The organism is Psychrobacter sp. UBA3483 (assembly GCF_002377905.1).
In the GTDB taxonomy this organism is placed as follows: Bacteria; Pseudomonadota; Gammaproteobacteria; order Pseudomonadales; family Moraxellaceae; genus Psychrobacter.
The window spans coordinates 43,719-53,719 of record NZ_DFQS01000029.1 but is presented as its reverse complement, the minus strand read 5'-3'; the positions used below and the strand labels follow the sequence as shown (position 1 = coordinate 53,719).

Genomic DNA, 10,001 nt, shown 5'->3' with positions numbered 1-10,001 from the left:
CTTTTATAAAGGCTCTACTATATCTGTGTTTATAGCTTTAATAGCAACGGCCTCAGCTGCCATAACTTATGCGGTCTACCGTTCGTCAACCGATCCAGAAATTATTGTTTATGTAGATACAGATAAAAAGCGACCCTCACTTATTATTTTAATTATTGAGAACATAGGTAAAGGGCCAGCAGAAAATATAATTTTTGAAACGTCTAGAGATTTACCTGAAAAAGCTTTCACTATAGAAGAACCTCAGAGCATGCCAAAAACAATGATGTCTGGGCCTATCGTAGATGGAATTCCTTTCTTAGCCCCTAGCCAAAAGATTATTATTTCTTGGGGTCAATATGGAGGGCTAAAAAAATATATTGGAGGTAAGAATATTATAGTTAAAGCTAAGTACAGAAGAGCTAATTCTATGTCTTGGTTTAATAGATCATCGAGTTCGTCTCAGCTTTTCGTTGAAGCATTTCACGGAACAGATATTTCTGATTCAAACTGGGATAAGAAGATTTCAGAAACTTTAATAAAAACTAATGAGCAATTACAAAATATTGATAAAGCAATTAAAAAATTAGGTTCAGGGGAAAGCTAGAATTTACTCACAAATATTAAACCTCACACACAAGTTACCGTTAGCCTTACTCCTATTAGTAGAAGCGTGTATGTTAGGTCAGCGATAGCGTAACCCAACGTCTAATACTTGTCTAAATAAAAACAGCATTATTTCCAACCAAAAAATGCCCCTCATGAGCGTTCTTTATCCAACCAATTCTCCAAAAATCTAAACAAAATCTCTCTTCAAAATAGTCGCCATATTACGCTCGGCAAGTCCCGTGATAAACACATACGGATTGACGCCTGCGCTGCCGGGGATTAACGCACCATCTTGCACGTAGATATTTTCGTGCCCTTTGACGCGTCCCACTTCATCAGTTGCTAAACCCAAGACACAGCCGCCAAGCGGATGATAGCAGAAGTCATCGCCGAAGCCTTTTGTGAATAATAAGCTTGAAGTAGAGCCACCATTTACTTTGGCGAGTTTTTCGATCAGCTCTTTGGCAGCGTTTACCGAGTACTCATTTTGCTCGCGTTTCCAGTTGAGTTTGACGGTTTTTGTGGCTTTATCATAGTAATAATTGCCGCGTTCTGGATTGTCAGTGATGGCGAGATATAGCGTTGTCCAAGTCTCAAGTCCCAATGGCAATGGCGCAAGCTCAGCAAAGATTTTGTACTTCGAGCCGTCTCTATCACCGTCCCACATATTGATGCCTTTAACCGGAATGGTAGATTGTGTGGTGCCAGCAGCGTGGACGAAATTGCGACCGGTCATGATATTGCCGTTTGGCCCCCAGTGTTTTCCGATATGTTCGTTTAGGTTGTTTAGTTTCCTTTCGGCTTGGCTTTTAAGCAGTAACTCTGAAGTACCCGTACTGCCCGCATTTAGAAATAATTTATCGCAAGTATAATGCTCAATTTTATCGATGCCGCCTGTAGTATTTAACACATGAACTTCTAATCTGAGTTGCTCATTATCGAGCGCTTGGATGCTATTGACTTTGCGCAAGGTTTTGACCGTGACATTGCCTGTGGCTTCAGCGTCTTTTAGGTAGGTTAAATCGAGTGAATACTTGCCAGCGTTATTGCCATAGATGACTTCGCCGCCCAATGCTGAGGCATAGACTTCGCCACGCGCTTCTTTTTGCATATAATCAAAGTCGTAGCTATTGCCAAAGAACTCTGTTTTAAGTCCGGCTTTTTCAGCTTGGCGTTCAGCTGCGCGGGTGTATTCATAATGCTCTGACTCATTAAAAAATGATTCAGGGATTTTACTGACTTTCAGGTTTTTCATGGCACGAGGAAAATAAGTATCGTACATCTCATTAGAATCAACCCAAGGAAACACTGCTTCAAAATGCGCGCGTCTTGGCTGAATGGCAATCGCGCCATTGACGATAGAGCCGCCACCATAAGCACGCCCTGCAAAGACTTTCATATCGTCATATTCGATTAAATCCAACACCCCAGGGTATTTTCTGATAGGTATCGGAATAGGGATAGGGGCGTTTGGCATATTGCTAAACCAGCTTGAGCGTTTATCGGCGCTAATCATTTTGCAAAAGGTATTATGTTCGGGCGTTCTATCCCAGCGCATACCCATCTCAAGTATCAGAACCTTATGACCTTTTTCGCTTAATCGTAGTGCTGATACTGCGCCGCCATAGCCACTACCGACGATGATATTGGGAAAGTGTCCCATTTGGGTGATGGTGCTTGGTAGCTTTGGCTGCTTAGCAAGTGTTTGGCAACCGCTTACCGCAGCGGAGGTGCTGATAGCGCCTAAGCTTAAACCCATCGCTTTAATCAGTTGGCGTCGTTGCATGGTGTATCCTAATTTGATATTTAAGCTAAAAAAGCCTGTATGAAATAATATTAGCTTTCGACCGCAAAGGTGCGCTAAGCCAAGCGAGCATCATATTAGCAAACATAGGTTGCGTTATTATTTCAGTCACGCGATTGCTGTAATACTTATAGAATAATCGGGCCTTCATTCACCGATTATTCTTTCCAGTTTTTAGTCAATGGCTTAGCCAGTTAGTTAGTCAATTGTTTTTATAGGAAGGCGTAAACTTGACCAAATAGAGAATTTCGCTTATTATCTTGTTTCAATGTACTAGAACACAAATACAATTAATTATTCTTATCCTGAAAAAAGCTAAATAATTCGGCAAAAATCCCAATATTCATACGTTATTTAAAACAATAAGGCTTAACTATGACAACGCAAAATACCGCCACGGGCTACGGTTTACATCAATCCATCTTGCCGAATAGCGAGGGTTTATATGGTGAGTTCGGTGGCAAAATTGCTCATCCTGAGCTCGCCAAAGCCATGAACGAGATCGAAGTAGGGTTTCGTGAAATCATCAAAAACGACGACTTTATCGCTGAGATGAAGCGCTTGCGTGAGACTTATGTCGGTCGTCCAAGTCCCATTTATCATGCGCAGCGTTTGACCCAGCATTGCGGCGGCGCGCAGATTTATTTTAAACGTGAGGATTTAAACCATACGGGCGCACACAAAATTAATCACTGTTTGGGTGAAGTGTTATTAGCCAAGAAGTTAGGCAAAAAAAAGGTGATTGCGGAAACGGGTGCGGGGCAACATGGTGTCGCGTTGGCAACGGCAGCGGCCTTGATGGGTATGGAGTGTGAGATTCACATGGGTGTGGTCGATATTAAAAAAGAACATCCAAACGTCAGCCGGATGAAAATTTTGGGTGCCAATATCGTGCCAGCCTCACGCGGCGCAGGGACGCTAAAAGAAGCAGTCGATAGCGCTTTTGAAACTTATTTGAATGAGCTTGATACTAGCATGTTTGCCATTGGCTCGGCATTGGGGCCGGCGCCATATCCTGAAATGGTCAGCTATTTTCAATCGGTGGTTGGGCATGAAGCACGAGCGCAGTTTTTAGCGACGACGGGTAAGCTGCCCAATAAGGTGGTCGCTTGTGTTGGCGGCGGCTCCAATGCTATTGGCATGTTTAGCGGCTTTTTTGATGATGCAGAGGTAGAGAAAATCGGTGTGGAACCTGCAGGTGAGGGCTTGGATACACCCAATCATGCGGCAACGATGTCGCTCGGCGTCAAAGGCGAGATTCATGGGTTTAAATGTTATGTGCTGCTTGATGAAAAAGGCGAGCCAGCTCCCGTACATTCGATTGCTTCTGGTCTAGATTACCCGGGCGTTGGACCACAGCATTCGCACCTGCGAGACTTGCAACTGGCTACGTATGAATCAGTAACTGATGCAGAATGTTTAGAAGCCTTCATGGCGCTATCACGCCTTGAAGGTATTATTCCCGCTTTAGAGTCGGCGCATGCCATTGCCTATGCGATGAAAATTGCCAAAAATATGTCAGCGGATGAGACGATTTTGGTGAATCTATCAGGTCGCGGCGATAAAGATATTGATTTTATTTTGGATAAGGTAAAGCTATAAAAAATCTGCAAGGAGTATAAAAAGACAACAGCTCTCAAGCGTTTAACCAGTTATCATCGTGGTTTTTTTAGTCTAACGCTTGATAGGATTTACCCATGTCCAACCGCGACCTCATTATTTTTATGACATTGTCCTTTATGTGGTCGCTGTCCTTTATTTTTTACCGTATCGGCGTGCCAGAATTTGGCTCGCTAGCATTTGCCAGTTTGCGCGTGGTGCTAGCTGGCTTGACCATGCTGGTTTTTGTCTTAATCAGCCCAAAAAACAGAGCAGGCATCCGCGATAACTGGAAAGTGCTGACCCTAGTCGGACTGTTTTCTGCCGCTATCCCTTTTATCCTGTTTGCCTTTTCAGCACGTTCAGTCAATGCTGGAGTATTGGCGGTGCTTAATGCATCCGTACCGATGATAAGCGGTTTTATCGCCAGCACCTTTTTTAAAGACCGACTGTCAAAAAAACAAATTCTTGGCTTAATCATTGGCGTTATCGGCGTGATTATTTTGATGAGTGAAAGCTTATTTGGCAGTCAGAGCGCTTCTTCTGAGTCGTCATTATTACCAATGGGCTATGCGCTATTGGCCTGTGTTGGTTATGCCGTGGGCGCAAATATCACTCGAAACTATTTATACGCTGTCTCGCCGGTGGCGATTACCGCAGGCTCGCTTATCATTGCCAGTATAATTATGCTGCCGATAGCGGTCTATGAGTTTCCCTATGGCAAAACCATTAGCCTCACTGCTTGGGTCTCAGTGATTTGTATCGGCGTCTTTTCAACCGCCATCGCCCTTATTTTTATGAATCAACTCATTAAAAGTATCGGTCCGATGCGCGCGACCAGCATTACCTTAGTCATTCCGATTTTTGCTATTATTTTTGGTTATCTGCTACTTGGCGAAGCGTTAGACACCCCAGCGATTATCGGTTCGGTGGTGATATTGTTTGGTACTTATCTGTCGTTGGAGCTGTCTATTAAAAAGATGATGAAATCTTAACGGCTTACTTTGAATTGGTCAGCAGTTTTTTAATCAAAGGCGCTTATTTAGCACCTTCTACCATGATAAGTTGAATGGGAAAGGTAATGATGTCAAACGCTTTGGCAAGTGGAATGAGCGTTTTCAGCCTTTTTTCTTCTGCTAAAGCTTTGTCTGGTTGATAATAATAAAACTTCAGCGTGGTCGGTTGGCGCAAGCGATAGGCGAGCGTCTCGATATTTTTCACCGCCGGAGCCACTGTCACAGGGAGGCGCCACAGATTTTTTGTACAGCGTGTCATACCACCTGCAAAACCATCATGACAAGTAAAATCAAACCCTTCAAGCCTAGCCGTTTCACCGGCGGCTAGCAGATTTGTCGGTTTTTCAAACCATAATATGGTGGCAATGCATCCTTGCGCTGAGGTGCAGCCTTGCTCGCCTATTCTTATTCTAAAATATGGCGCATTGAATGCCGGCATAGGCTTAAAGGAAAAATAAGCCAAATCCACTTGGTTTAAAATATCAATAAATTCACGATCTCTATTGGCGCTCTGCACCAAATAGCTGCGCTTTTCTCCAGCAAATACAATCGCATGCTCAGCGCCTTGAATAGGCGCGGCGGGCTTACCAACCGCGATGATGGTATCGGTAAACTGCTCATCGGCCACCCATTTGGCATCTTCTTGCTGCATCAATTGATAATCGAGCTTTTCGCCGACAATACAACCGCTTAAACTTAAAGCTAATGAGCCAGCTAAACATAGTCTGGAAAATAACTTTGACATTACATTTTTCTCTGCTTAACAAATTAAGTGGCAATCGAGAAAGGATTGTTCAATGTGATATTAAGCCAATTTTGCATAAATAAGTTGGCTAATTTGCTAAATAGATACAAGTAACGCATTAAAGTTTTAGCTAAAAAACCAGAGAAGCGTTAAGAGTTTAACCTTTGTCGCTGTTCAATTAAATAAAGAATCCTATAAAGTTGCGGCTGATATATTGACAAAGGTCGACATTCGCTATTTAATCTAGAGAATAAAGCCAACTATAAAAAGTGTGGGTGATTTTATGGTTTGGTGGTGTTTTTAACTGACAAAAAGATATTGTCATGAGCGCTCAGCTATTTCTAGGACTTAGTAATTCTGCTACCTTTTTTCGTTTTTCGCGCTATTTTCTCACTGTTGGTACTTTGACGGCGCTAAGTCTCGCTATTAGCTCAGCGCATGCCGCTGGCATCGAATACAGCAAACAATCGGTCGCGCCTTTTTTTGAGCCGGGTAATTATGCCGAGCTATCTTATGCGTATGTTGATCCAAAAATTGAAGGCACCGATGCCGCGGGTAATAAAATCGGCGATATGATGGATGACTTTGATTTACCCGGTGCCGCTGTCAAAATCGCCCCGACCGCCAATACGGCATTGGCAGTGATTTATGAGCAGCCCTTTGGTGTCGATACCGAATACCCTGCAGGAAATATATTTAACAATCGCATGGGCACCACTGAAGCGCGAGTAGAGACAACTGGCATCACGCTTTTGGGCGGCGGTAAGATTAGCAGTAATGTCTGGCTATATGGTGGTCTTGAGTACCAAACGTTAAAAGGCAATATCACGGGCGCGCAGCCAGTCGGTTTGACTACCGCTGTTTCTCAGGTGATTGATGAAGCGGGCGCGCTTTTTGGTGTACCAACCACTGAGGCTTATTATGATTTGGTCAATAAACAAAATAATGGCACGATTACGCCAACTGAAGCCGCAACTTTGGGCGCTATTAATGAGACGGCGATTAATCCTGTAGCGACAGCGCCGACCTATTATACCTTAGACTTTGAAAACGAAAATACGCTAGTGCCCGTCATTGGGATGGCGTATGAAAAGCCAGAGATTGCCTTGCGCGCAGCATTAACCTATCGTGCCCCTGCCAAATATCAGGTATCTGGGGTAGAAAACCTGCAAGTTATTTTGCCACCTATCGCTGGTGGTGATGGGGTAACACCAGGACCAGCTACTGATGAAGTTGCCTTACCGCTAGCGGGCAAGACCGAAGTGAAGATGCCACAGTCGGTGAATTTCGACTTCCAAACGGGCCTAAGTGAAAAGTATCAGTTATTAGGCATGGTCAACGCGCGCTGGGTAGATTGGAGTAATTTTAATGTTGCCCCGCCTTTAGCGACATTATCAACACAAGAGCCCTTAGCTGCTTATAAAAAAGACGGTTACGCGGTTGAGGTGGCATTGGGTAAGCAGTTTAATCCAAAAGTTTCAGGCGAAGTCCGCTTGGGTTATGACCATGGCACTAGTGCGCCGCTCAGTTTATTGGGACCTTATGACTCTATCAAAAGCTTGGGATTAAGCGCGCAATATAAACTCACTGAGCAGCTTAGTGTGTCTGCGGGCGGTCAATATATGTGGTTTGAAGGCGGTCCAGTCGATACCAAGGTTGATGGTCGCGTGGCCAATATCGACGATGGAACAGGCTATGCGCTTGGCATGAAACTGGGTTATCATTTTTAAGAGTTGACTGAGATTATTTATTAAAAATAGCTCATATTGGCGCTGATAGAAAGTAGAAAAAAGCACTTACTTTAAAAAGCAGGTGCTTTTTTATTGCTTGGAACGCGCTTTATTAATCAACGCTTTCGGTTTGGCAAAACAACCCATTTAAGCATTCTCGATTATCACCATCAGTATGCCAAATGGGTGGAATCTGCATCGCTTGATTTAATTGATAATGTGTCGTCGCCCATTTGTCCATCTCGTAGCCATCTTCAGTGGTACTAGGCGCTGGATATTGCTCTTGACGTTCGCTATCGGATAACGCCATGAAATTAAGATAGTTTGTTGCATCCTTTGCCAAGATGCTATTGGGACGTTTTGTGAGTGCAACCATCGTCTGCTTATAGTCTGGTTCCAGAAACTCGCGAATGTCATCATCCGTCCATCTTGTATTGTCTGAACCAAAAAACAGAGCATAACGATATAAATCTAATAAAATCTTGGCGTTTTTCACCGCGTAACCATTTGGATAACGCGTTATATAATCTTCCCAAAACTGTGCGCGCTCAACCAACTCTGCAAACGAGGTCGTAATGGCGGCATCGCTCCAAAAGATATCTTGATTATCCTTTGCCATCCGCTGAATGAATGCTTTTTGGTCAGGACGTAGATAAGGGGTAAAGATATCTGCCATGGCTTTCAAATCATGATTAAAGGCATAGTAACCTTCGCCTAAATTGTAAACTCTCACATCGGCATCATTTTGGATGAGACCAATCAAGTAGCGTGTGCGCGCACTCATTTTTTGTAGTTTTTCTTCGGGCACTTTTTCGTTCCATTCTAAGGCGTACATAACATCATAGTAATCTTCATCAAAATCCGTTTCATTGATTGCAGCATCATCCCACAAAAAACGCTCATACATCGCTTGATAGTCTTTTAGCAAATTCAATACTTCGGCATTACTGGCCGTTGGCAAACAGGCTTTTAGTTGTTTTTGAATGGCGTAAATCGCTTCAATTTTGCTAGTCTCATCTACCTTTTTCATAGATTTACTTAACTCTAAACAAGTCTTGGCATCTAGCGCTGAGTCTGTTGCGGTAGTCGTTTTGGTTGCTGACTTTTCTAAGGGCGTCGGTGTATTGACTTGTTCTGTGTTCTTTGTCTCACTTGATTCAGATGACGTATCGGATTTGGGTTGGCATGCGCTCATACCTAAAAGAAAACTTAGCCCTATTGCCAGCGATAATATGGTTTTTTGCATGAAATGCTTCCTTTAAATGATTAACAAGCTACTAAAAAGGGACTGTCTAAGCATATTGGGAATGAATCTTTCTTTCATATATACAATGCAGTTAGAGTTTTAACTGTCATTTAAAAATATTTATATGTTGGCTTAAATGGATTGTTTCATAAAATATAAACCATCTTTTCACAGATCACTTTTTTTATTAGCCAAATTATGTGGATTTATAATGTAATTAACGTCCACAATAAATGAGTGTGCTAATATTAAAAAATTTAAGGACAGTTATGATAGAGGCAATTTTAGGATGGTTTCACAGCTTGTATATCCATTTAGGTCTCACACTAGGGTTTATCAATGATAGTCCTGAGTTTGCCAGTTTTCAAATTACTAGAGTGAGTTTTAGTCCTTCAACATCTGCTAATGTAATGGTAGGAGATAAGATTAAAGTCAATATTTTTTATAAAAGCAATCTCAAAGGAAAACTGGTACAAATCTGGGCACATGCTGATACTGAAGGGATGGGTGGAACTTATGATCCGTCTGGTTTTGAATCTGGCAGCGGGGTTGTATCACGTTGTTTTACAGTATCAAATGAGGGGCTGCTGGATAGTGTCGCTATTCATGTCATGCATTATAGTGGTCAAGATATACTATATGAAACTAGAGCAGTCAATTATAACCTGATACCCAATCCAGAGAGAGCGGCGTTAAAAGAGGATGGAAAAGGGTCAAAAGTACGTATAAAAGAGATAAAGGTCAATAGAATGACCATAAGACCCAACGCTCAAGTGCGCATTGGTGAATCAATTGATGTAGTTATTGACTATCGAAATACTGCTGATCAGGAGACGATGGTTTGGGCAACTGCAACCATGGATCACGAAGCACCAGGTAGATATGACTCTGGAGAAATGCCTAAAAATAAAACAATTGGCACAATTACTAAGAGCTTTCAATTTCATCAGCCAACAAGGATTAATGGTATTTATGTGCATATGGTCAATGTCACTCATGAAACTATCGCTGAACAGTGGCTTGATTTCCCAATTGAATTTGTTAATTAAAAATGGTTTTTCTATTAATGTGCAGTTAGTGATGCCTGTTTGTATGATGTTGTAGAGCCCTCTCATTTATGCTGGTGTTTTTGTTTGTAAGTTTTACTTGGAATCCTCCTCTCTACCCCCTATAAAGAACACGGCTGATCAATAGACGGCTTCATAATGATAAGTGACAATATGATAAGTGATAATGACAAGCGCTATTTATCAATATTTAACCACTGTTAAAA

8 protein-coding genes are annotated in these 10,001 nt (G+C 42.3%); 5 read left to right on the top strand and 3 right to left on the bottom strand.

Features of this window, described 5'->3' with window-relative positions; translation table 11 throughout:
• Positions 1 to 586 (top strand): hypothetical protein (locus B2866_RS05220; RefSeq protein ID WP_296191306.1); only part of this gene is annotated, 586 nt, incomplete at its 5' end.
• Positions 587 to 775: 189 nt separating this feature from the next.
• Here B2866_RS05220 and B2866_RS05215 read toward each other — a convergent pair.
• Complete coding sequence (locus B2866_RS05215; RefSeq protein WP_296191303.1) at positions 776 to 2,374, bottom strand: GMC oxidoreductase; 1,599 nt, start codon at positions 2,372 to 2,374, stop codon at positions 776 to 778.
• Between the two features lie 393 nt (positions 2,375 to 2,767).
• Here B2866_RS05215 and trpB point away from each other — a divergent pair, with 393 nt between their 5' ends.
• Both trpB and B2866_RS05205 read left to right on the top strand, forming a co-directional pair.
• Positions 2,768 to 3,994: a tryptophan synthase subunit beta gene (gene trpB, locus B2866_RS05210; RefSeq protein WP_296191301.1), complete on the top strand. Its 1,227-nt coding sequence runs from the start codon at positions 2,768 to 2,770 to the stop codon at positions 3,992 to 3,994.
• A gap of 95 nt (positions 3,995 to 4,089) precedes the next feature.
• Positions 4,090 to 4,986, top strand: a complete 897-nt coding sequence (locus B2866_RS05205; RefSeq protein ID WP_296191299.1) for a DMT family transporter — start codon at positions 4,090 to 4,092, stop codon at positions 4,984 to 4,986.
• A gap of 43 nt (positions 4,987 to 5,029) precedes the next feature.
• Here the strand turns inward: B2866_RS05205 and B2866_RS05200 are convergent, their stop codons facing one another.
• Positions 5,030 to 5,752 (bottom strand): hypothetical protein, encoded by a 723-nt coding sequence (locus B2866_RS05200; protein WP_296191298.1) that lies wholly within the window; start codon positions 5,750 to 5,752, stop codon positions 5,030 to 5,032.
• A gap of 323 nt (positions 5,753 to 6,075) precedes the next feature.
• Here B2866_RS05200 and B2866_RS05195 point away from each other — a divergent pair, with 323 nt between their 5' ends.
• On the top strand, positions 6,076 to 7,482 hold the full coding sequence (locus B2866_RS05195) for an outer membrane protein transport protein (RefSeq protein ID WP_296191296.1): 1,407 nt from the start codon (positions 6,076 to 6,078) through the stop codon (positions 7,480 to 7,482).
• 112 nt (positions 7,483 to 7,594) lie between these two features.
• Here B2866_RS05195 and B2866_RS05190 read toward each other — a convergent pair whose 3' ends face one another.
• Entirely contained in the window at positions 7,595 to 8,728 is a 1,134-nt protein-coding gene (locus B2866_RS05190) for a hypothetical protein (RefSeq protein ID WP_296191294.1), read from the bottom strand.
• Between the two features lie 269 nt (positions 8,729 to 8,997).
• Between B2866_RS05190 and B2866_RS05185 the strand changes: the two genes are divergently transcribed.
• A complete protein-coding gene (locus B2866_RS05185; RefSeq protein WP_296191292.1) occupies positions 8,998 to 9,777 on the top strand; it encodes a hypothetical protein in 780 nt (259 codons plus the stop codon).
• The last annotated feature ends 224 nt before the right edge of the window (positions 9,778 to 10,001 follow it).

Coding starts and splice junctions, on each gene's coding strand:
- B2866_RS05195 (WP_296191296.1), top strand. CDS start 6,076: ATGAGCGCTCAGCTATTTCTAGGACTTAGTAATTCTGCTACCTTTTTT.
- B2866_RS05185 (WP_296191292.1), top strand. CDS start 8,998: ATGATAGAGGCAATTTTAGGATGGTTTCACAGCTTGTATATCCATTTA.
- trpB (WP_296191301.1), top strand. CDS start 2,768: ATGACAACGCAAAATACCGCCACGGGCTACGGTTTACATCAATCCATC.
- B2866_RS05205 (WP_296191299.1), top strand. CDS start 4,090: ATGTCCAACCGCGACCTCATTATTTTTATGACATTGTCCTTTATGTGG.
- B2866_RS05215 (WP_296191303.1), bottom strand. CDS start 2,374: ATGCAACGACGCCAACTGATTAAAGCGATGGGTTTAAGCTTAGGCGCT.
- B2866_RS05190 (WP_296191294.1), bottom strand. CDS start 8,728: ATGCAAAAAACCATATTATCGCTGGCAATAGGGCTAAGTTTTCTTTTA.
- B2866_RS05200 (WP_296191298.1), bottom strand. CDS start 5,752: ATGTCAAAGTTATTTTCCAGACTATGTTTAGCTGGCTCATTAGCTTTA.